General features: G+C 57.2%; 20 protein-coding genes. 14 read left to right on the forward strand and 6 right to left on the reverse strand.

What is annotated here, in order from left to right:
- Positions 1-191 precede the first annotated feature (191 nt).
- From BN2476_RS38890 to cueR (BN2476_RS38935), 10 genes are all read left to right on the forward strand, one after another.
- Positions 192-2,639: a heavy metal translocating P-type ATPase gene (locus tag BN2476_RS38890; protein ID WP_087739495.1), complete on the forward strand. Its 2,448-nt coding sequence runs from the start codon at positions 192-194 to the stop codon at positions 2,637-2,639.
- 2 nt (positions 2,640-2,641) lie between these two features.
- Complete coding sequence (gene cueR / locus BN2476_RS38895) at positions 2,642-3,052, forward strand: Cu(I)-responsive transcriptional regulator (RefSeq protein WP_087739496.1); 411 nt, start codon at positions 2,642-2,644, stop codon at positions 3,050-3,052.
- Positions 3,053-3,169: 117 nt separating this feature from the next.
- Positions 3,170-3,481 carry a hypothetical protein gene (locus tag BN2476_RS46000; protein WP_143811147.1) on the forward strand — a complete coding sequence of 104 codons (312 nt, stop codon included), beginning with the start codon at positions 3,170-3,172 and terminating at the stop codon, positions 3,479-3,481.
- A gap of 55 nt (positions 3,482-3,536) precedes the next feature.
- Positions 3,537-3,794, forward strand: a complete 258-nt coding sequence (locus BN2476_RS38905; RefSeq protein ID WP_087739498.1) for a heavy-metal-associated domain-containing protein — start codon at positions 3,537-3,539, stop codon at positions 3,792-3,794.
- A gap of 126 nt (positions 3,795-3,920) precedes the next feature.
- Positions 3,921-4,307 (forward strand): BON domain-containing protein, encoded by a 387-nt coding sequence (locus BN2476_RS38910; RefSeq protein ID WP_087739499.1) that lies wholly within the window; start codon positions 3,921-3,923, stop codon positions 4,305-4,307.
- Between the two features lie 97 nt (positions 4,308-4,404).
- Positions 4,405-4,848 carry a DUF3331 domain-containing protein gene (locus BN2476_RS38915; RefSeq protein WP_087739500.1) on the forward strand — a complete coding sequence of 148 codons (444 nt, stop codon included), beginning with the start codon at positions 4,405-4,407 and terminating at the stop codon, positions 4,846-4,848.
- Between the two features lie 740 nt (positions 4,849-5,588).
- Complete coding sequence (locus tag BN2476_RS38920) at positions 5,589-6,536, forward strand: LysR family transcriptional regulator (protein WP_087739501.1); 948 nt, start codon at positions 5,589-5,591, stop codon at positions 6,534-6,536.
- 15 nt (positions 6,537-6,551) lie between these two features.
- Complete coding sequence (locus tag BN2476_RS49810; protein WP_087739502.1) at positions 6,552-6,758, forward strand: carboxymuconolactone decarboxylase family protein; 207 nt, start codon at positions 6,552-6,554, stop codon at positions 6,756-6,758.
- A gap of 154 nt (positions 6,759-6,912) precedes the next feature.
- A complete protein-coding gene (locus tag BN2476_RS38930) occupies positions 6,913-7,173 on the forward strand; it encodes a DUF3331 domain-containing protein (RefSeq protein WP_087739503.1) in 261 nt (86 codons plus the stop codon).
- Positions 7,174-7,354: 181 nt separating this feature from the next.
- Positions 7,355-7,819, forward strand: coding sequence for a Cu(I)-responsive transcriptional regulator (gene cueR, locus BN2476_RS38935; protein ID WP_087739504.1), 465 nt, complete (start codon positions 7,355-7,357; stop codon positions 7,817-7,819).
- A 462-nt stretch (positions 7,820-8,281) separates the two neighbouring features.
- Here the strand turns inward: cueR (BN2476_RS38935) and BN2476_RS38940 are convergent, their stop codons facing one another.
- The gene (locus BN2476_RS38940) at positions 8,282-11,017 is read right to left on the reverse strand and encodes a heavy metal translocating P-type ATPase (RefSeq protein ID WP_087739505.1); all 2,736 of its coding nucleotides are present in this window, start codon (positions 11,015-11,017) and stop codon (positions 8,282-8,284) included.
- Positions 11,018-11,512: 495 nt separating this feature from the next.
- Here BN2476_RS38940 and BN2476_RS38950 point away from each other — a divergent pair, with 495 nt between their 5' ends.
- Positions 11,513-12,286, forward strand: a complete 774-nt coding sequence (locus BN2476_RS38950) for an SDR family NAD(P)-dependent oxidoreductase (protein WP_087739507.1) — start codon at positions 11,513-11,515, stop codon at positions 12,284-12,286.
- Between the two features lie 85 nt (positions 12,287-12,371).
- On the opposite strand, the gene BN2476_RS38955 is transcribed toward BN2476_RS38950, so the two are convergent.
- The 3 genes from BN2476_RS38955 to BN2476_RS38965 form a co-directional block, all read right to left on the reverse strand.
- On the reverse strand, positions 12,372-13,163 hold the full coding sequence (locus BN2476_RS38955; protein ID WP_087739508.1) for an extracellular solute-binding protein: 792 nt from the start codon (positions 13,161-13,163) through the stop codon (positions 12,372-12,374).
- A gap of 229 nt (positions 13,164-13,392) precedes the next feature.
- Entirely contained in the window at positions 13,393-14,958 is a 1,566-nt protein-coding gene (locus tag BN2476_RS38960; RefSeq protein WP_087739509.1) for a methyl-accepting chemotaxis protein, read from the reverse strand.
- 493 nt (positions 14,959-15,451) lie between these two features.
- Positions 15,452-15,985 carry a GlcG/HbpS family heme-binding protein gene (locus BN2476_RS38965; RefSeq protein WP_087739510.1) on the reverse strand — a complete coding sequence of 178 codons (534 nt, stop codon included), beginning with the start codon at positions 15,983-15,985 and terminating at the stop codon, positions 15,452-15,454.
- Positions 15,986-16,763: 778 nt separating this feature from the next.
- Here BN2476_RS38965 and BN2476_RS38970 point away from each other — a divergent pair.
- Entirely contained in the window at positions 16,764-17,093 is a 330-nt protein-coding gene (locus BN2476_RS38970) for a carboxymuconolactone decarboxylase family protein (RefSeq protein WP_087739511.1), read from the forward strand.
- 289 nt (positions 17,094-17,382) lie between these two features.
- Complete coding sequence (locus BN2476_RS38975) at positions 17,383-18,891, forward strand: GMC oxidoreductase (RefSeq protein ID WP_087739512.1); 1,509 nt, start codon at positions 17,383-17,385, stop codon at positions 18,889-18,891.
- Between the two features lie 426 nt (positions 18,892-19,317).
- Here the strand turns inward: BN2476_RS38975 and BN2476_RS38980 are convergent, their stop codons facing one another.
- Together BN2476_RS38980 and BN2476_RS38985 are read right to left on the reverse strand one after the other, a co-directional pair.
- Positions 19,318-20,097, reverse strand: coding sequence for a cyclase family protein (locus BN2476_RS38980; RefSeq protein ID WP_087739513.1), 780 nt, complete (start codon positions 20,095-20,097; stop codon positions 19,318-19,320).
- A 158-nt stretch (positions 20,098-20,255) separates the two neighbouring features.
- Positions 20,256-21,554, reverse strand: coding sequence for an amino acid permease (locus BN2476_RS38985; RefSeq protein WP_227747030.1), 1,299 nt, complete (start codon positions 21,552-21,554; stop codon positions 20,256-20,258).
- A 643-nt stretch (positions 21,555-22,197) separates the two neighbouring features.
- Here BN2476_RS38985 and BN2476_RS38990 point away from each other — a divergent pair.
- A complete protein-coding gene (locus tag BN2476_RS38990) occupies positions 22,198-22,650 on the forward strand; it encodes a hypothetical protein (RefSeq protein ID WP_143811148.1) in 453 nt (150 codons plus the stop codon).
- Positions 22,651-22,782: the final 132 nt, after the last annotated feature.

Raw genomic sequence — 22,782 nt, forward strand, 5'->3', positions numbered from 1 at the left:
CATGAGATTTCTCGACTGGTTTTTTCGATGAGACGGCGGGACTGTAGGGCTTCCTATCGTTGGAATGTCAATAGAGCTGTTGCAAACGCTGTCACGTGGTCGATTTTTTTTCATGCACCGCTTGACCTTCCGATGATGGGAACGATGAAGCTGCTCTCCATCGAAACACCAACGAAACGGAGATCACCCTCATGAGTACGACCGCTTCAACACCCAAATTCCAGGAATTCAAGCTGCCCATCGAAGGTATGACGTGCGCGAGCTGCGTCTCGCGCATTGAGAAGGCGCTGGAGGCGCTGCCGGGCGTCGAAAGCACGGCGGTCAACCTCGCGACCGAGGAAGCCACGGTTCGGGCGTCTGCCGATGTGAACGTCGGGGCGCTGGCCGACGCCGTCCGCAAGGCCGGATACGATGTCCGCTCCACCGCGATCGAGCTCGGGATCGAAGGCATGACCTGCGCATCGTGCGTGGGCCGGGTGGAAAAGGCGTTGCTGAAGGTCCCCGGCGTCTCGGCCGCATCGGTAAACCTGGCGACCGAAAAGGCGACTATTACCGCGAATGGCGGCGTGTCGTTCGCGACGTTGGCCGCGGCTGTCGAAAAAGCCGGTTACGCCGCTAAACCGGTCGAGGCCACATCAGCGGCATCGGCTGCACCGGCTGCGGCAAGTCTTCTGCAATGGTGGCCGGTGCTCGCCGGTACGTTGCTGACGCTTCCGCTGCTGCTGCCGATGCTGCTGCAGTTGGTCGGCATCGAGTGGGAACTGGGGGGCTGGGTGCAATTGGCGCTGGCGACCCCCGTGCAGTTCTGGCTCGGCGCTCGTTTCTACCGCGCCGGCTGGAAAGCTGTGAAGGCGGGCAGCGGCAACATGGACCTGCTGGTCGCGCTGGGCACAAGTGCGGCGTACGGGCTTTCGGTTTTCCTGTTGTGGCAGCACCGCAACGGCGATACACCGGATCTTTATTTCGAGGCATCGGCCGCGGTCATTACTCTGGTGTTACTCGGTAAATGGCTCGAATCGCGTGCCAAGCGGCAGACGGCCGATGCAATCCGCTCACTGAATGCGCTGCGGCCGACTGTTGCTCGCGTCCTGGTGGATGGCGTCGAAGTCACGACGCCGGTTGAGCAGGTTGCCGTAGGTGACGTCGTGGTTATCCGTCCCGGCGAACGCGTACCGGTGGATGGTGAAGTCATCGACGGCCGCAGCCACATCAATGAGTCGCTCATCACCGGCGAGAGCCTGCCGGTCGCGAAGGCTGTCGGCGACAAGGTGACCGGCGGTTCCGTCAACGAGGAAGGTGTATTGCAGGTCCGCACGCTGGCCATTGGCGCCGAGACGACGCTTGCCAGAATCATCCGCATGGTGGAGTCGGCGCAGGCGGCAAAAGCTCCGATTCAGCGCATCGTCGACCGCGTGAGTGCGGTCTTCGTCCCCGTCGTCCTCGGGCTGGCGCTGTTGACCTTCGTCGGCTGGTTTATTTACAACGGCGATGTGCAGCATGCGGTGATCAGTGCGGTCGCCGTGCTCGTGATCGCTTGCCCCTGTGCTCTCGGCCTCGCCACGCCGACGGCCATCATGGCCGGCACCGGCGTTGCCGCCCGTCAGGGAATTCTGATTAAGGATGCGGAAGCACTCGAAGTGGCCCACTCGGTGACGGTCGTAGCGTTCGACAAGACGGGCACGCTGACCGAAGGCAAGCCGTCGTTGGTCGCGATCGAGGCAGCCGACGCCGGTGATTCGAAAGAGGTGCTGCAGCTTGCGGCCGCACTGCAGAAGACCAGTGACCATCCGCTCGCACATGCGGTGATGGAGAAGGTCCGCGATGAGCGTATCGCGGTGCCGGTGGCACAGGACGCTCAGGCTCTGCCCGGTCGCGGTGTGCAGGCCGTCGTGCGCGGGCGGCAGCTCCTGTTGGGCAGCACGCGGTTGATGAAGGAGTCTGACGCGGCTCCGGGAGCGCTGCTGTCTGAGGCCGAGCGCCTCGAGGGGGAGGGGCGGACTATCTCATGGTTGCTGGCGCAAGAGGAAAGTCGGACTCGCATGTTGGGACTGCTGGCGTTTGGCGACACCGTCAAGCCCGCGTCGTATGCGGCCGTCAAGCGGCTGCGCGAGCTGGGCATCAAGACGGTGATGCTGACCGGTGATAACCAGGGCAGTGCCAATGCCGTGGCGCGGGACCTGGGCATCGATGAAGTCCATGCCGAATTGTTGCCTGGTGACAAGGCGTCGATTGTTGAGGGCCTGCGCAAGCAAGGCCACGTCGTGGCGATGGTCGGAGACGGATTGAACGATGCGCCGTCGTTGGTGGCAGCGGACGTTGGCTTGTCGATGTCGACAGGCGCCGACGTGGCGATGGAAGCGGCAGGGATCACCTTGATGCGCGGCGATCCCCGCTTGGTGGCGGATTCGTTTGATGTGTCGCGTCGTACTTACTCGAAAATCAAACAAGGCTTGTTCTGGGCGTTTGCGTATAACGTGCTGGGTATCCCGCTGGCGGCTTTGGGCTTGCTGAACCCGGTCATTGCCGGGGCAGCCATGGCCTTCAGCAGCGTCAGCGTCGTCAGTAATGCACTGATGCTGCGTCGCTGGCGGGGCGCGGCAGCCGCCGCCGGCGCGCTTGGCCCGACGCAAGGAGCTTGACCATGAACATCGGCGAAGTATCGTCCGCGACCGGCATATCGACGAAGATGATTCGGCATTACGAAGGCCTCGGGCTTTTACCGCGGGCGATCCGCACGAGCAGTGGTTACCGGCAGTACAGCGACAAGGACGTGAGCAGGCTGCGGTTCATCCGCCGCAGCCGGGACCTCGGCTTTTCGTTGGAACGAGTCGGAGAGTTGCTTGAGCTATGGCAGAACCGCGAGCGTTCAAGCCGGCAGGTTAAGACACTGGCGCAGACACACATGGCCGAACTCGATGGAAAATTGAAAGAGCTCCAAGAGATGAAGGCTGCGGTCGATCACCTGATACAGAGCTGCAATGGAGACGACAGGCCCGATTGTCCAATCATCGATTCGCTAGCGTCCGAAGCGGCGGTGCGAGACGGGCGCTGACAACCCCCTTCCTGAAAGACGCTACCCAACAAGCGGCGGCGGGAATTTCGGCGTGGATTTTGGCATCTGATTTCTCGTGAGGAGTGTTGCCCCGCTGTTGTGAAACCGGCAGTGCGCATGTTCGATCAATCATCGCTTTCGATCAGCGGTCCTCACGTGATGAGCGCATCGTTGAGAAAAATCATTCTCCAGCGTCAACTGGCCGATCTTCCCGCGCATCCCGGCGGGTTGCTCGCCGGCGTGCTGAAAATGCATGGCCACCTTGGTCGGGATGTCGTGCCTTACGACGACATGGCTTGGACGCGCCGCTTTGACGGCACTGCTGCTCATGCCCGCGACGATCATCAAGCGGCCCCTCCTCAATCAGCAGTGGGTTGCCGGCAACCGCATTTGGTATTAGCTGCAACAAGCCCCTTGACATTCCGATGATTGGAAGCCGGATAGTTTCGACGTCTCATCGACAAAACCCATTAGGAGAAGTCTCATGCTTGCCTTCGAAGTACACGACATGACCTGCGACCACTGCGCCGGCGCGATTACCGCAGCGCTGAAGGCCGTGGACGACGATGCCAAGTTCACCGTAGACCCGGCCGGGCATCTGGTGACGATCGAATCGACCAATGTCGATCCGAACAAGTTGCGCGATGCCATTGCGGATGCCGGTTATACGCCCGTGCGAATCGATGATGCGAACGCCAACGCCCGCACTCAGGCGAAGAGCTGCTGTGGGCAACGGCAATAGGGTTTTTGCGCGCCCGACGTCGCCCGCTCGCGATGAACATGTTGATGACGCGCAGTTCATCCGTTGATTCACTCATTTTTTCAGACTTGAAGCGTTCTTTCCAACCTAAAATTAAAGGATCAGATCATGAAACTTCGGCAACTCGTTTGGAGCAGCGGTCTTGCTTTCGCTGTTGCGGCCATGGCGTACACCCCGGCGTTCGCCGCGGACGCGGCGGCGGCTGCGTCGGGCACAACCATCACGACAAGTAAGCAGGCCATCACGACCAAGAAGTCGATTCGCGCAGCTAACCGCGCGTTCTCCAGGACCGTTCAGAAAGCAATTTTCAGAACCAAAGGCCTCGAGGCAGCGTCGATCGCCGTATTCGGCGACGCAAAAACGGGGCATGTGACGCTGGCTGGCCAGATTGACAGTGAGGAGCAGGATGGTCTGGCCGTGGATGCGGCGCAGAAAGTGCAAGGCGTCACTTCAGTTAGCAGCAAGCTGACGGTGCGCGAGCAAGGCGGAGGCTAAAGCGGTCGGCGCGGTGGCCGGATCTGGCCGCCGCGCACATGAACGTGCTTATCCCAGTTATCGCACTATGGTCACACAAGCTACCGGAGATGGATCGATGACCGCGCTATCCAAAGACAATATCGTGATTCTCACATTGTTGAACGTCCTTGATCCATCTGCCGATCAGCTCAATGCGTGTGCGAAGAAGCAATGGGTAGCGCTCAAGAAGCGCCGCACCGGTCCATGTCAAGCTGTGACTGGAGATCATCGGCGCCTGTCGAAGCGGCCTTCCAATATTGTGGTCGTGGACCGATTGTCAACATGCACGATCAGCGTTTCGTGGAGCGATCCGTGTGTCGGTCGATACACAGAGCAGATCTGGCGCAGCGGCCGTGCTAACGTCGCCGCGATCTGCGTACTGACGGGGCGCGCCATCAATCGCGGCGACCGGGTGTTTCGCCCCCGCTCACACGAATGGCGCGTGCCGACGAATTGCCATCAGATGATTCTGGCGGCAACGATCGGAGATTGCAGCGACCTGACGACCGCTGGCGCATGACATGCTGTTTCATTACAACTCGGGCGGCCGCTCGCATTTGATTCTTCGCGCCCAAGCCAAACCTCCCTTGTGAGGACTGTTAGCTTTCCCGGTGAGCTCAATCTTGGATACCGGATCAACGTTTGCCCAAGGATGGAAGCCCTGAATAGCCGGCTGACGATGTCCGAGACATGCCCGGCATGACCCGTCATTTGCGCTATCTCACGAATAAAAACGGTTTGCATATTCCGTCTTATGTCAGGGGCGTCACTTTTGCTGCCGATAAAGTATCTATTCTTGTCACGGCACGAACTGGCTGAGGGCGAGATGGAAAGTCATTGGGTCAGATCTCCTGCTGGATTTGACTGTGGGGCTGCAGGCCCTCGTGATCTTCCAAGATGTCGGAATGTCAATGGACCGGCGCAACTCTGTCGTGCGATGAGGATTGTTGAGTAAATTTACCTTGACCTTCCGACGAGGGAAAGGTTGAAGATGCAGGTGTGCGGACAGGCAAATTGGCTGGAGATCCTTGAGTACAGTCCCAGCATCCCTATTACTGAAAGGCAATGGCCCTATGAAGGTCCGGGCTGCGCGAGCCGGGGCTCGCATATGGAGAAGGCATCTCAGCGCTGCCACGCATCGAACGTATCGCAGATCGGCGTCGGCGCTTGGTATGTCGTTGATGTCGATACGAGGTTCAACGCTGTTGGCAGAAAGCGGGAACAAAGTCCGGTCCCATCGGTTAGAGGAAAATTGCTGTAATGGATACCCTTCAAAACATGCGGGTGTTTGTGCGTATCGTCGAGGTTGGCAGCTTCACCGCAGCCGCTCAATCGATGAATGCGACTACAGGTGTGATGTCGCGCGCGGTGTCGGAGCTCGAGGAGCGATTGCGCACCCGGTTGATGAATCGTTCGACGCGTCGCCTTGCGCTAACGTCGGCCGGTGAGAGCTATCTGCGACGCTGTCGCCAGATCCTCGCCGATATCGACCACGCCGAAGAGGAGGCGAGCAGCGCTCACAAATGGCCTGCCGGCGTGCTACGCATGCGCAGCTTTCCGAGTGTAGGCCATCGCTATGTGTTGCCGGCGCTGACGCGCTATCACGCGCAATATCCAAACGTGTCAATCGAGCTTTCGCTATCGCAGCAGATGCCCGACCTGTTTGACGGTACGAGTGACATGGCGGTGGTGGCCGCGTTGTCGCTACCTGATTCGGACCTGGTATCGCACACGCTCGGCTCAACCTTCAGCATTCTATGTGCGTCGCCTGACTATGTAATGCGACATAGCGTGCCTGTCTATCCGCGTGATCTCGGCGCGCATGCGTGTCTGACGCTCAGTACACCCGCGTTCCCGACGCATGAGTGGGTGCTTGAGGGGCCCGGTGGCGTCGAGAGGATTCACGTATCGGGGCCTGTACAGACCAATACGGCCGAATCGCTCACGCTCGCGATCCGAGACGGCATCGGGATCGGCATACTGCCGGTCTACTCGGCGCTCGATGCGCTACGCGACGGTACTCTCGTGCGCGTGCTGCCCGACCACATCCTGCAGAAGATGAATGTGTATGCATTGCAACCATCGCGCAAATTCACCGATGCGAAGGTGCGGACTTGGGTCGAGTTACTGCGCGCACAGGTTCCGGCGATGATAGCGCGCGACGTCGAGGCTCTGAGCACAATTGCTGGGGAACAGCAGGCCGCCTGAAGATGGTCACGCTCGATTCCGACAAAATACCGGGAGCTCATCGCGCTGAGCGTCGCATTTACCACGCAATGCCCGCTTTGCGTTGACCTGCATACAGCGGGGGCTAAAGCACACGGCGCCACTCGCGAGGAGATCGCGGAGGTGTGCATGATCGCGGCCGCCATGGCCGGTGCAGCATATGGACAGAGACTGCTCTCGTTGAAGCTGTATGATCAGCGGTAACGACCACTGAGGCGGTATAGATCTGCTAAGCGGCGCGGTCCGCAAATTTCCGATATTGCTTTGCGGACCGTTTATGTCAGGTCCGGTCTAGGCTAATACATGTCCACCTGTGACTGAAGATCATCAGCGCCTGTCGAAGCGGCCTTCCAATATTATGGTCGTGTACCGATTGTCAACATGCACGCTCAGCGTTTCGTGGAGCGATCCGTGTGCCGGTCGATACACAGAGCGGATCTGGTGCAGCGGCCTCGCCTCTGTCGCCGCAATCTGCGTACTGACGGGGCGCACCATCATTCGCGGCGACCGGGTGTTTCGCCCCCGTACACGCGAGATGCGCGTACGGCCTGATTGTCATAATATGATTCTGGCGGAAACGATCGGAGATTGCTCCGACTTGGAGTTCACTGGCGCATGATATTCCGCTTCGTACCGCTCACGTCTCGCATATCTCTTTGCTTGAGTGTGAACTCTCAGGAAGGGATTGGTATTTTGTTCGAAGGCAACCGCCAATTTTTGTCGTGCGCTGCTTGACATTCCAATGATGGTAAGGATCAAGCTGTTATTCATCGGAAGACTGAAAAACAGGAGCTTGACCCATGAACATCGGCGAAGCAGCGGCCGTCTCGGGCGTCTCGACGAAGATGATTCGACATTATGAAGGCCTCGCGCTGCTGCCACAGGCGAGCCGCACGAGCAGCGGTTACCGCCAATACAGCGACAAGGATGTGAGCAGGCTGCGGTTTATCCGCCATTGCCGCGACCTCGGTTTTTCGCTGGACGAGATCGGCGAACTGCTCGATCTGTGGCAGAATCGCGAGCGCTCCAGCAGGCAGGTCAAGGCATTGGCGCAGGCGCACATCGCGGAACTCGACGAAAAACTCAACGAGCTTCAGGAGATGAAGGCCGCGCTTGAGCATTTGATGCACTGCTGCAATGGAGACGACCGTCCCGACTGTCCAATCATCGAGTCCCTCGCGTCCGAAGCAGCCGTGCGAAACGTTGCTAAGAACGCTCCGGCCCGAAAAGCGCTGCCCGACAAACGACGAAAGCCGACAGGCTGACCCGAACGTCGCATTGACTGCCGGGCGAGAATCAGGGCTTAAAAGGCGGTAGCCTATGAATTACGGTCAAGGCTTGGATCACAATCCAGATGGTTTTCTTACTGGAGTACAGGTGAGTAGTTAAGGCGGCCACGTTATCAAAAAGGGGTGCTCACCCTACGCAGATCGGTACAGGCGGACGCTTCCGTCGGCGCAAGCTCAAGCCTTTTTTGCCGATCTCGCGGGGTAGCCTGTCTTTGATCTTTGCCTCGTCGCCGCACACACGCTTCGTATCTATCCCCTCCCGGTGAATCGCTCACACCGATGCCGACGACGGCTCTTCCTTTGCATCGACTCGAAACTGAAAGGTCTGAGCCCCGTGCAACACAGAACTCAGCCTTTCTACGCCTGACCTTCCGCTGTCAAATTTGGTGAAAGCAGTCTCACGGCGCTCTTCTTCTCGCAATTTCAGACTTGCCTGCTTTAGCCCATCGATGTCGCCGGGCGCGGTGTCATACCGCCGTCGCGCCCACTGCTCGCGTTTCGCGTCTTTCCAAATCTGAGGAGACGCAAGGCGTTGAGCGTGACGAGTGCCGTTGCGCCGGTGTCGGCCATTACCGCAACCCAGAGCCCGGTCACACCTAGCACGGTGGTGATGAGGAACAACACTTTCAGGCCGAGCGCGAAGGTCACGTTCTGCTGAATATTCGCCATTGTGGCGCGTGAGATGGCGACAAGGTGAGCAACATCGGTGACGCGACTCTTGAGCAGGGCGGCGTCAGCCGTCTCAATGGCGACGTCGGTGCCGCCCGCCATGGCGATGCCGACGTCGGCGGTTGCAAGTGCCGGGGCATCGTTGATGCCGTCGCCGACCATGGCAACCTTAACGTCCCGCTTCATTTTGTCGATGTGGCGTAACTTGTCTTGGGGCAGCAATTCGGCTTGCCATTCGATACCAAGCTGCGAAGCGATGGCGTGCGCTGTCCGGCTGTTGTCGCCGGTCAGCATGACAGAACGGATTCCGAGTTGCTTCAGGCGTGCCACACCTTCCCTTGCGTCACTTCGGGGTTCGTCGCGCAGCGCTAACAGGCCGATGATTTCGCGGTCCTGCTCGTCGAACAATACCGAAACCGTCTTGCCACCATCCTCCAGCGCTTCAATGCGCTGGCGCAAGTCGGGTGCGAGCTTTGCTGCCTTGGCCGCGTGCGAAGGAGATCCGACGGTCAGATTACGACCATTCACCGTTGCATGCACCGCCTTGCCGGGCGTCGCCGAGGCGTTCTGGGCGGAGGGGATGACGATGTCGGCATCTTCGGCATGCGCAACGATCGCCTTGGCGAGCGGATGGTTCGATCCTGATTCGACTGCTGCCGCGAGAGCGAGGACATCGTTTTCACCGCCGGGGCAGAGCGAGACGACGTCGGTGACGCGCGGCTTGCCTTCAGTCAGGGTGCCGGTCTTGTCGAATGCAACGGCGCCTACGCGTCCGATCGTTTCCAGAGCATTGCCGCCCTTGATCAAAAGCCCGCGACGCGTTGCGACCGCGAGTCCGGAGGCGATGGCGGCGGGCGTTGATAGGACGAGCGCGCACGGGCAGGCGATAAGCAGCAGCGACAGGCCCCGATAGAGCCAGGTTTCCCAAATGCCGCCAAAGGCGAGCGGCGGAAGGACGATAATCAGCGCGGCGATGCCCATCACGGCCGGGGTGTAGTACCTGCTGAGTTTCTCAATGAATCGGGCGGTGGGGGCTTTTGCAGATTGCGCCTGTTCCACCAGTTGGATGATTCTCGATATGGTATTGTCTGCGGCCGCTTTCTCGACACGCACCTGGAGCGCACCTTCAACGTTGATCGATCCGGCAAAGATGCTCTCTCCGGAGGTTTTCGGGCGCGGAACCGATTCGCCCGTCACGGGAGACTCGTCGAGGCTCGATGCGCCGTGGAGAATCACGCCGTCCGCGGGAACACGGTCGCCGGGACGTACCAGGACACTGTCGCCGACGCTCAAAGAGGCTGCAGGCACGGTGCGCTGCCTACCGTGCTGATCGAGCAGGACTGCAGTCTTGGGCACGAGATTCGCGAGCGCCTTAATGCCCGCCCGGGCGCGGCCAGCTGCCACGCTTTCAAGCAACTCGCCGATTGCGAAAAGGAATACAACCGCAGCGGATTCCTCTGACTGACCAATCATGAGCGCGCCGAGCGATGCGACGACCATCAGCATCTCGATCGAGAAAGGCGACCCCGAGGTTGCCAGTGCCAACGCTTTGCGCGCGAAAGGGAGAACGCCAACAATCACCGCGGCTGTGAAGATCCGGCCTGCATACTCCGGGATCAAATGGGCTACGGCGTAGGCGATGCTCATCAAGATGCCAAGGCTAATGACAAGTTTCCCTTTCTTGGTCTGCCACCAGCGCTGCGTGCGGGAGGGTGCCTCGACGTTTCGCGGTGCGTCTGTGCGAGTGCTGTCGTACTGGGCGCCGGATACGCCAAAGCCTAGATTCTTGATCGTCTTCTCGATGTCTGATACCTGCGTGAACGCACCTGATGCTAGCGAAAGCCCCAACGTTTCCGCATTGAAATTGATCTGGACATCCGAGACGCCCGGCATGCGCGACAGGGCTGTCTCAATCTTGCCTACGCAGCTTGCGCAATCCATGCCTTCTACGCGCATAGTGAGGTTTGGCCCGACAGATGCGTGCTCGGATGGCTTCTTGCTGGTCGATGCATGCGACTTACACGACTCGTGACTGTGGTCACGGTCATGCACCTGGCTCTGATGTTGATGGTCATTGCAGGCATGTCCCTGCTGATCTTTATGGTCGCCTCCATCGTCATTCCCAAACGACTCGTGATCGTGTGCCTCGCTGCACTGAAGACCGCCGTGTTTGTGGGCATTTCGACGGTGTGCTTGCTTACCGTTTGATTGAGCGGCATTGGCAAAGGCCGACTCGGTCGAATCTGCGCTCGCCGGTAACGCTGTCGCATCGAAACCGAGATTGCGGATCTTTTTTACGATGTCCCGAGCCGTCGTTTTGCCCGACAAGCTGCGGCTAACAGACAACGTCTCGCTGGTGAATTGGACACTGATGTCAGATACGCCATTCAGACGACTCAGTGCCGTTTCAATCTTGCCTACACAGCTCGCGCAATCCATTCCTTCGACGCGAAATGCGAGCTGTTCGTTATCCGCCAGTGCGGTGCCAACTGACTTTAAAGACATATTAATCTCCAGTGTTGCCGGTACAGCCAACGCGAATCGATACGTTCGAATTGGGAGCGCTCATGGCTAGCTGCCGACAGTTTGTTCAACCTGTTCTGTAAGCTAGCCTTTCCAATCGTGGCAAAGTCAAGCCCAAATCGGTCCAAATTGAGGATCATGCTCAGTTGCACGCAGGGCATCGATCACATCGTCGCAAAGGACTGCACGCGGCAAAGATTTTCTTTCGACTCAAGACACTTTCTCTCGTTTGCCGGCGGAAAGAAAACGGTGAAGAATCCCATAGAGCAGGGTAGTGTCCAGCAAAACGTGATCCACAGTCGATAGTCGGGGTCACCGCCGCGCTCGCGAGCATGAATAGCTTTCCTTCCAGTGCCTCGCGGGGCTTCGACGGGTCGTTCCCGCATTAAGTGACGCCGGGGGGGCGCCGCACGGTGGTAGCTCTATCCTGCTTTTCTTCAATCGCATCCTGCCAAGCAGCAGGTAGAGAGATTTCAAATGAGCAATCAATTCAAGGGCAAGAAACTGTTGGTCGTCGGTGGAACCAGCGGAATGGGGCTGGAGACGGCCCGTATGGTCCTCGCCGAGGGCGGCACTGCGGTCATCGTCGGGCATCGTGCCGATAAAGCAGAGGATGCGCGCAAGCAATTGGCGGCGCTGGGCGAGGTGTCCGCGTTGACGGCGGACCTATCGAGCAACGATGGGCTGACCGCTCTGCTCAAGGCGATCGACGAGCAGCATCCGGATATCGACTTGCTCGTCAATGCGGCCGGCATCTTCTTTCCGAAGCCGTTCCTGGAACATCAAGATTCGGACTACGACCAGTATCTGAAGCTGAACAAAGCCTTCTTTTTTATAACGCAGAAGGTTGCCGCGAACCTCGTTGCGAACGACTGTCCGGGCGCCATCGTCAACATCGGTTCGGTCGGGGCGCAGCAGGCCATCGCTGCGATGCCGGCGTCAGCGTATGCCATGGCCAAGGCGGGTCTGCATTCGCTGACCCAGCACTTGGCCATGGAGTTGGCGCCGAAACGCATCCGTGTCAACGCGGTGTCGCCGGCAGTAGTCCAAACCCCGATCTACGAGAAATTCATCCCGAAGGCCGAGGTGAATAGTGCGCTGCAGGGCTTCGACAGCTTCCATCCGATAGGGCGTATCGGGACTCCGCAGGACGTTGCCGAAGTCGTGATCTTTTTGCTGTCGGACAAGGCAAGCTGGGTGACCGGCGCAATTTGGGACGTGGATGGAGGCGTGATGGCCGGACGCAACTGATGCTTGCCGGGTAGGGGCCACGCGCTTGCCCTTACCCGGCGTTTGTTTTACCCGGGAACCTACCTCGACTCTCCTGGTTGCCGACTTACTCTCCGGTCATCCAACCCCAGCGGGCGTAAATTGCCGCACCCGCTTTGGACCGAAGAAAATCAACGAACTGCTGGGCGGCCGGATTCTCTGTTCCACGTTTGGTCACTGCTACGCCTGTATCGCGATAGATCGCGTAGCGTGGCTCGATCGACACTGTCTCGGCAAGAGAAGGGTTCGATACTTGCCAGATGTTCCAGATAAGCCACGCGTCGATGTCGGGCTGTGCGATCCAGGTCTGTCGCGCGGTAGCGCTATTACCCGCGTAGCTCACGATATTGCCGCGCATCGCCGCAACGGTGCGAATATCGCCGAGGCGACCTGCAACGTCTTCCCATACGCCGTTTTGTCCCGCGCCATTGACCACCAGAATCTTCACGCCCGGCTTGAGCAAGTCCGCTAGGCCACGGATATGGCGAGGATTGCCGGGACGAACGAGGATCGCCATTGGACGAAGGTACAGCGGAACCGGTGCTTGAGGTGTGAGTTGGTCGCCCATTGCGACGACAAAGTCCGACATCATCGTTTCGGAGCCGCTGAAGATCAGGTCAGCGTCGGCGCGCGCGTGGTCGATCCATGATGGCGTTGGTCCGGCCGTGACGTCGACATGCGTACCCGTCTGCTTCTCGAACGCTTCGGCCGCCTCCTTCATTGCCGGAGCCGGACCTCCGGGACCATAGACATGCAACACAAATTGTGGTGACGCGTGGACTGACGAGATAGACAACGCCAGCACGGTGGCAAGGCGCGTGGAAGCTCGCAGGGCGAACCCCTGATAGAAACTGTTCATAAATTCTCCTGAAATACCAAGTCCTGGGTGCGGTCGCTGATCGATTTGGTTTTCTTTCCCTCTACACCGACATTGTTCGATGACTTCGCAGGCTGTCGCAAACAAGATGTTCTGCTGATGATCGAAAGAAAACCTTGACCGCGTATTAGCGTTACCTCTGAGTCGCCGCATTACCGGTGAGGGAGTTTGCAGGCCGCGGCCTCCAAGAGGCGCCATGCGTACATGAAACTCACGCGTCATGGAGGTCAGGCGGGGTTGAATCCACCTTGAAGATGGAGATGGCGGTGCGCAGTCCGATCGCCTGCTCCTCCAGCGACCGTGCCGCTGCCGCCGACTCCTCCACGAGGGTGGCGTTCTGCTGGCTCATGCGATCTAGCTGATTGACCGCGGTATGGACCTGCTCGATACCATCCGTCTGCTGCTCAGATGCAGTCGAAATTTCAGCGACGATTTCCAGCACCTTGCGCACCGCCTGTTTGATCTGCTCAACACTGGCGCCGACCTCTCCGGCCTGACGGGCGCTATCTTGGATCATGCCGACCGATGTCTCGATGATTTCCTTGATCTCCTTGGCCGCCGCCGATGAGCGCTGCGCCAGCGAGCGCACCTCGCTCGCCACCACGGCGAAGCCGCGTCCCTGCTCGCCGGCGCGCGCGGCTTCAACCGCGGCGTTGAGCGCCAGGATGTTGGTTTGGAACGCGATGCCTTCGATGAGGCTGGTAATCTCCGAGATCTCGGCCGCGCTTTCGTTGACGCGCCCGATCGTCCCGAGCATCTTCTGCACCGCCGAGTGGCCCGTATCCGCAATGTCGCTTGCGTTCGCTGCGAACGCCTTCGCCTCGTGTGCATTTTCCGCGTTCTGTTTTACTGTTTCGGTCAATTGCGTCATGCTCGCTGCGGTTTGCTCTAGTGAGGCGGCTTGCTGCTCGGTGCGGGTAGCCAGCGAGGCGTTCTCCGAGGCAATTTGACTCGCTGCCGAATTGATGGTCTCAACGCTGGTCCGCACGCCACCGATGATCTGTGCGAGGCTTCCATTCATTTTCTGCAAGGCTCGCATTAGCTGTCCCATCTCGTCGTCTGTCCTCGTGTCGATGCGCACCGTCAAATCTCCGTCCGCGACGCGATTGGCTGATTCGACGGCCGCGCGCGCCGGCTCGGCCACCGAGCGGGTGATCGCCCAACTGCACGTAATGCCAAGCACAATTGCGATGAGGGCGGACACTGCAATCGTCAGTGTGGCGTCACGGGCGGCCGTCGCGGCGTCATTGCCGCTTTGCGCCATCAGGTCGGTTTGAAATTTCACGAGATTGTCGATCGCGTCGAAGTATGCTTGTTGCTCCTTGCGTAGATCGCCAAACATGAGATCGATGGCTTGGTCCTTTTGCCCCTGCCTTGTGAGACCGACGACCTTGTCGCGCGTATCCCGGTAACGCAACTGTACTGCCCGCATCTCGTCGAAAAGCTTGCGTCCCTCCGTGAAGCGAATGAGCGCATCGAGCCGCTTGACCACTGGCTCGTACTTGCTGCGCGTTTGCTCGACTTGCTCCAGGTCCCTCGTGACCTCGTCCGTGCCGCGGGCAAGCAGCGCACTGCGCATTTGGCGCGCCGTGAAGTTTGCATAGTCTTTGAGTTGATGGGCAAGTTCGACCTTGAGATAGGTTTCATTGACCAACTCTTGGGTGCGCTGGCTTGCCGCACGAAGCTGAAGCACCGCGAGAGCCGAGATTCCGATCAGCAGCACGATCAAGAGACCAAAAGCTGCCGACAGACGAACACCGATCTTGAGGTTATTCATTTTTTTAATGAGAAATTGAACACAAAGAAATTCTCGCTCCTGAAATGGTGCTGGCGAGCGCTCTGCGGGCGATGGTACGGAAACGGATTACGGCTATTTCCGTCCACCTGGCATCCACTTCCAAAAAAAAAGGTGCCGTGCTAGCACGGCACCCAAACGATCCCGGAGACAGGGGTGGAGGAGGATCCGGGATCCCTACGAGGTGGTGCGACAGGCCGGAAGAAGCTACCCCGGCAAAGCGTCTTGTGGCTCGCTGGGTAATCAAGAGAACGTTGGTCTGACTCAGCAGCGCCTCGTGGTACTCGGCAGGCAGCACCGCGAGCAGCCCGCCAAAGCGGGATATCGCCTCGGCGTTCCACGTCAACGCTTTCTGTTACGCCTCAGCTCTTCTCCGCAAGTGTTTGAGATTATTGCCAGCATCGCAACGTCTCTCACCCTTGCGTCCAAAGCCCTTAGCCGGAGCGAGCGTACCGGCAGGGCGTCTCGAACCGATCTAATGCGGTAGCTTGTCTTTGATCTTTGCTACCGCCGCCAGCGCGCAGGCTTCATCTTTGTCCCCACCCGGCGAACCACCCACGCCAATGCCGGCGATGATTTCGTCCCCGACCTTGATGGCGACACCGCCCGGCAACGTCGTCACATTCGGCGTGGATGCCAGGGACTGTGCAGCAAGTGGTGGAAATTTCGACGTAAGTAAATCCAGGAACTGGCTGGTGCGATCGAAATGGAAAACCGACCCCATCGAAACTGCGGTATATGCCTTCCGATATGAGGAGTCCCTCGTATGAACCGCGGCGTGATCGCTCCGCAAGACAGCTTGGGGCGTTCCCGCTACGTCGACTACAGTTGCCGTCACGGCATAGCCCTTTGCGTTGCACGTTTGCACGGCTTCGAGCGCCGCTTCGAACGCGAGATTCATCGGTAGGACGTATCCGCTCGTCGAAACTTGCGCGTACGCCGCCGATAGCGAGCTGAGGCCTGCGACCGCGATCGCGCCGAGCGTGATCGCATTTTTTGTTTTCGACATCTGATCTCTCGTGAGGAGTGTTGTCCGTCCAGGCTTGCACTGTGAGCCGGGTGAAACATAATTTCTTCGCGGTTGAAAATTCTGACGTCGCTAGACGCGCGTCGGTCAGAACAGGCTTCAAATAACTCAGCTATTGTTCAACTTACAACGCTCACTCGCAAATGAGATATTCTGTTTTCGATTGAAAGAGAATCTTTAGATTGGTCGCGCATGACGCGGTACATCGCGCCAGACCAAACGGTTCCTCGCCTGTACGAGCCTGCTTCGGTTGGCGACAACTCGGTGCGACGCAACGAGATTTGAGCGCCCTCACAGGGTTGAAGGCTTGAAACTGACCTGCCTGTGCAGCTCGTCAGCGATGGGATGCAGGAGATGAGGCGCTTCAGCGCCGACCACGCTGTAGCCACATCCCGCGCAGCCCAAGCAGTCTGCTGCATCGATCTGTCTGGATCCTAGAGGGAATTATTTGGGAATGCGCTTGCCAACACGCGCAGTCACTGGCGTGCCAGTGGACGGGCAGCGCTCTTCCTTTGCAGTTGAGCGTCTCATGCCGCTCGTCGGGGTAGCGGAGCTCGTGCATGTGAATCGCGGGCTTTAGTCCAACCAATTTATCGAAAATCTCAGACTAGGGATGTTCGAGACTGCGCAAGATAAAGATTATCTATATATCCGACAAAGCACGTCTGCCTTGCGGAGCCGGCATGGTCACTTTACTGTTGTTAACGCGCTCTTGTATGCGCTCACGTTAACGCTGGTATCCAAATAGGAATTGTGAAAAATGAGCTACCAAGAAAGATCGGACCTTAACCTGTCAGAAGAACTGTTCCGGCTCGCCGGGCCAGATGGGAAGACGTTCAAAGCGTTTCACCACGACGCCATTGCGCGCGCAGATGGGCACATTCCCAACAAGTATCGGGAGCTCGTCGCATTAGGTGTTGCCTTTACAACACAATGCCCGCTCTGCGTTGATTTGCATACAGCAGGGGCGAAACGGCACGGTGCCACTCGTGAGGAAATTGCTGAGGTGTGCATGATCGCAGCTGCCATGCGTGCCGGCGCTGCATATGGGCAAGGACTGCTTGCGTTGAAGCTGTATGACGAGCGGTAGCCTCCACTGAGGTCGCAAATCTGCTAAACGAGGCGGTCTACGAAGCCCAAGGATTGCTCCGGAACCGCCTCGCCCCGGATGGATTGGTGGCCAAGGACTTGGACCATAGGTGCCCAATGCGCCTAGCTTCGAGACGTGTCGGCGGCGACTGCCGCGGCCGTTGAAGCGGCGGGTAGCGCGTTGATGCGTGCGAGCCCACGTCTGAAGCCAGATTCGTTCGACGTCTCGTGTCGCACGCTAGCAGCTTGGGCTCAGGCGACGTCTGAGTTCTTCGGAAATAGGAACAGCCATGGACGATCAGGTTGAAGTGTTGGTCATAGGGAGCGGGTTTGGGGGAGCCATTGCTGCGAAAAAACTAGCGGAAGCGAACAGAAACGTTCTGATGCTAGAGCGCGGTCCGTGGCGAGACACGGTTCCGATGCAGTCGACTGACATCGAAGACTTGGCTCCTCTCCCGCAAGGGCGGCATGCATTTACCTATGGCTTGAGATCCGTTAGGGCTAGTCTTTTTGCAGGCGAGATGGTTATTAATAAAAGAGGGTTTGTCGAGGCATATCTCGGTGACGGCATCAATGTGATTTGCTCTTCAAATGTTGGGGGAGGTAGTCATATCTATGCGGCAGTGTTGGGTAGACCTTTCGACCCCACGTACTGGGATAATCGACATCCGCGGATTTCTCAAGAGCACATGGAAAGCTACTATGACGAGATTCTTACCCTGCTCAACGCAAGGCCCATATTTCCCGATGATATGGTCCCAAACAAACTTGATCAAACCAATTACAAGGGCGAGCTGTCGAATGCAGGGCTAAGAAATGCACCCATTGGCATCCTTTTGCCCAAGAAACCTGGACAGGCGACGAAGGTCACGGCGGAGCACGGGGTTGAGCGGTGGGAGTGCGACATGCGGAATAATAGCTTTCTCGGATCTCCGTCCGGGGCGAAAACAACTTTGGATTTCTCGGTCATCTGGCCAGCAATACAGTATGGCTTGGTTGTACGCGATCTGTGTGAGGTCAAGTCGATTCACAAACTAAGAGGGGAAGGTGAGCGCAAGATGCGATATGAAGTCCGTTATAGAGACCATCGAAGCGGACAGGACGAACGAGTGCTCGCGGAAAGCGTCATCCTGGCGGCCGGTGGCGTAAATACTGTACGTTTGCTAATGAAGAGCCGCGATGTTGATCATGGCCTGGATGGCATGCCACGGTTGGGCTATGGATTTGGCACGAATGGCGGGTTTTTTGGCTTTTGGAAGGAGAACAGCGACAGGGATCTTAGTATTGGTACGCCGCTCTGCGGACCTTTCAGAACAAAAGACTCACTAAGCAAATCTGCACAAATGCTCCGTGCGAGCATTCAGGGTATCGAAGAGGTGCCACTTCCGGAATTTTTAAGAAAGTGGCTGCGCAAGAACTCCTTTATTGTTGCTATTGGGGGAGATGAGGGCAATGGTTTAATGACGATGAGGCGGGGTAAGTTCAAGATCCGGTATAACAAAAATGATAATAATGTTTATCAGGAGATTTCCGATGAAATACGGAGTATAGAGGCTTCAACGAAAACAAAGGTGTACGCTACTGGTGCTCCCATAACAGTTCAGCCCATCGGGGGCGCTTGTTTGGGTAGGTCGAATCTGGATGGTGTCGTCGATGAAAACGGCGAGGTTTTTGACAATCCTGGGCTATATGTGACAGATGCCGCCGCGCTACCCGAGCCACCTGGAGCTCCACCGAGTCTGTCGATCGCAGCATGGTCTGCCCACGTCGCTGATAGGTTGTTGGAATCGCTGCAATGATCTGCGAAGACGTATTTCAGGCTGCAGTGCGCCCATAGCGCTCGCCTATCCGCGGTGTGCTAGCGCGGTTGAATGGAGGCGATCTCTTGGCTACTATTCCTCCCGGAAACCTGCTGTTGCATATGCCCCACCCACTTTAAGTACCCCGGCACGGACTAGCATTGCAGCAGCAGCCGGATAGTGCACTGCTTCTATCCAGAAGCATGCAGCGAGCGAGGGGCTCTTTTCATGTCAGGATGAGCGACGGGTTGTCAAAATATGCCGTATTTGGTCGCAGGCTCCAAGCCGCATTAATCGGGCTTACGTATTAGGATCTTCGTTGAAAGCATCGCACTGTCAGCAACGAACGGCGTTCCGTCGCAACGTGTCCCCAGTGTCGCTGGACAGAGGTCTCGTTTCGTTAAGCTAATGACCGGGCCGAACATTTCACGCAGGCGCGATAGCGAAGGCACGCGCTGGGAACCCAGTGGCATCCGCGACCTTTGGAAACGCGACGACGACAAGAGCTCCGGCTTCCGGCAGCTCGCATAGATTAGCGAGCAATTCAATCTGGTATCGATTTTTCGAAAGAACAAGTCCTTCGAGCGAGAAATCGGAGCGAGATGTCGCGGAGCCGGGGTCTGTGTCAAGTGTTTCATGGCCACAGGCGGTTGCGCCGCAGACATCAAAGAGATAATCGATTACCTCTTTGCTCCAACCGGGAGTATGGGAGACACCTTCGGCATCGAGGTTTTGCATGCTCGCGTGATCGGGCCATCGCTTAGACCAGTCGGTACGCAGTGCCACGAACGCTCCCCGAGGGATTGCGTTGTTGCGAAGCTCCCACTCTCTGATGTCGTCCATCGACACCGTGTAGTCCGCATCATGCTCAACTTTGGCATGGATGTCGATTACAACGAGGGGCAGTAGTTGTTCGCGCACTTCCAATTGGTCCAACGTCCGTAGGTCACCATGAAAATGAGATGGCGGATCCACATGCGTTCCCCACTGCCCCACGTGAGTGAACACGTGCGCCTGGAAACCGTGTTGATCAAGGTTGAAGAGGCAGCTCCTGCTCATCTTGGTAAAGCCGGACCACAGTGGGCTTGACTCGTCGGCTGTGTGGCTAAGGTCAATCCAGCGCCCGGCCTTAAGGATTTCGTGAAGGGTCCAAAACGGATTCGGATCAAGTGCCGCAGCCGCTTCATTTCGGGATGTAAAACTCATTTTGGGCTATCCTGGAAATAGGTGTATATCGTAAATGACCGGATGACCATGCTGCTATTATCACGGGCCAGCGTCTGTCAGGTGAAACGGTTCTGGAGGAGGAACTATGAGAGGGACAACTGAGGGCTTGGAAGATAAGATGCGTCTGTCTTATTGACTCAGCCGGTGAGCTTTCCGATAATCGACAGAACACCACTTGCCAGGCAAAACAAACCAACAGCCAACACTAGGAGATTTGTGGGTTTGCGTCTGTACGGAGCCAATGCCTCAATTTTAAAAAGAGCGTAGAGCGGGAGGAAATAGACAATAAAGACGTTTGCGGGTACGAACAGCGATGTTATCAAGTTGATTACGTTCAGGTTATAAATAGCCGCCCCGACGGTAATCACAAAGACACTAATGATCACAAGCCACGAGAAGCTTTTGCCGCTTACTGTCGAATCGGATAAGCGCAGAAAGTTTTTCCCGAAGCTTCGCGCGCTTTCCTCCGTTGCGAGGTAGTGCGCAAGAAACGCTTTGATGATTGCGGTAAAAACTATCAGCTGCGAAGCGATCGCCAACGCCGGTGTGTCGAACTTTCTGGCCAAGAAAGAAAGAATCGTGAGATTGCTGGCTTTGAGCGTTACGAGCTCTTGCGGCGACAGTGCGAAAATGCAGCTCCAGGAAAAGAAAGCCATCGTGGAAACGGCCAGGGCAGTTGCAGCGAAGAGAATACGGGGGACTTTAGTCCGCGCAGCTTGACCGTAGTGTTCCTTCTGCGCAACGACGAAGCTTGAGACGATGGAGGTGAAAGCGAACGCAAAAACTGTCACTGGCAAACCATCCCAGATACTGCTCGAAAGAAGCTTGATAGTCGGCACCTGGCTGGCTGTTGAAACGATTGAGAAATTCCAATGTGCGGCAGCTAGGAATCCGAAAAACACAATCGATATGATGAACGGGGCGACAATCATGCTCATAGTCCGAACGATAACATTCGTGCCGAAGCGCACAATCAACATCAATGCGGCAATGCTGACCGGCGCAACGACCCACCTCGACACGTCGTCTATGTGCAGTTGAGTTTTTGAGAAATCGATCAGTGTGTTGGTGATGGTGATTGCATAGATCATCATCACCGGGAAGACCGTAAAGAAGTAGGTCGCAGTGAGAAATCTTCCCCACTTAGGCCCCAAAAATTCGTTTGTGGTATCCAAAACATTTCCAGAGTGCTTCCCATGCGTCGCACCCGCAAGAACAAATCTAGCCAGTGCGAGATAGGGGAAGTAAGTTACCGGAAATGCCAGCAAAGTTAGCAATACCATTGGCCAGAAACCATGTGCACCCAACGTAACCGGCCAAAAAAGGGAGCCACCACCAACTGCACACCCATAAATACCAAGCGTCCAAACCGTGTCGTGACGGGTCCAACCGCGGCTGGACGTCTCCACGGTTTTGCTCATAGCGACTGTTTTCATGAAATGGTTTCTCACTGAGTGAAAATCGCGGACTTTGCCGCCATTGTTCAGATTCGATAATTCTGGATAAAAATGCTTGCAGCAACTCGGCAGAGCCCCTTGAAGCGGTTGCGATTTCGACTCATCTGAGATGGATAGCCATCTCGATGACTGCGGGACGATTGAAACATTCCGCGTAGCCCTTCGGACGCTCGGTTCCGACTATCGAAACTAGTACGTAGAAATCCTGACTCGCGGGCCGGAAGTTTCTAGTCCGCCACAGCACCTTGATAAGACCGCGAAGGCGGATCGCTTGATCGCTGGCAGGCCAGCACTCGAGTGAGACGCCGATATGAGCTGCGACTTCAAGGCGGACGTGCAGTGCACCAATGTTGGAAGTGACCGAAGATCGACGGTGCGGCACTCCGGTGTTTGATCGGAGCGGGCACGCTTCGGCGCTTTTCAATTGAGTATCCAGTGCTGATAGAGGGACTCTCCTCTCGTCGCCAGAACGGGTGCGCCTTGTCGAACCCGTACTTACCCTCGACGGTTCCACGTATCGAAACGTGTGATTTCGGAATCCATTATCGATGTTTCAATAGGACTTGCGAATTCGCCCGCTACTTAACAGAAGACGTTTGACGTCGATCGATTGGAGGTCGTTGTGGAAACCAAAATCAGTGATAATGTGGATAGGCAGAGCGGCAACGCTGAACAGCTCCTGAACGAAGGCTGCGCATGTTTGAAGAAGTTTTTGGACACATTCAACTCTGGAGATGCAAAGGCTTGGGCCGAAACACTGCACTATCCGCATGTGCGGATTGCGGGCGGCCAGATTCAAACGTGGGATACCCCTGAAGAATACGCTGCTTCTAACGACGCCAAGCAGCTCGCTGATAGTTCCGGCTGGAGCAGTTCCTCGCACACGAAGTTGGAGATGGTGCAAGCTTCAAATGATAAGTTGCACTTCATTGTCCATTTCGATCGCCATGACGCCAACGGGGCTTTGATACTTCACGCGGAATCGCTTTATATTTTGACTAAAGTTAACGGCAAATGGGGGGCCGCGGCCAGATCCAGTTTTGTCGGTATTGCGGGTACGAACACAGCGTTTTGACGATTCCGGGTCTGCTTTTAAGATATAGACGTTCGGTCGCGGCGCGAAGAATATTGAATTGCGAGATTTTGCGCTATTCTGTTTCTTTCGCTCTAAAAGCAGACCTATCATTTTCAGTCGCACAGATCGCTT

Origin of the sequence: Paraburkholderia piptadeniae (assembly GCF_900007165.1) — a bacterium.
GTDB classification, from domain to species: Bacteria; Pseudomonadota; Gammaproteobacteria; order Burkholderiales; family Burkholderiaceae; genus Paraburkholderia; species Paraburkholderia piptadeniae.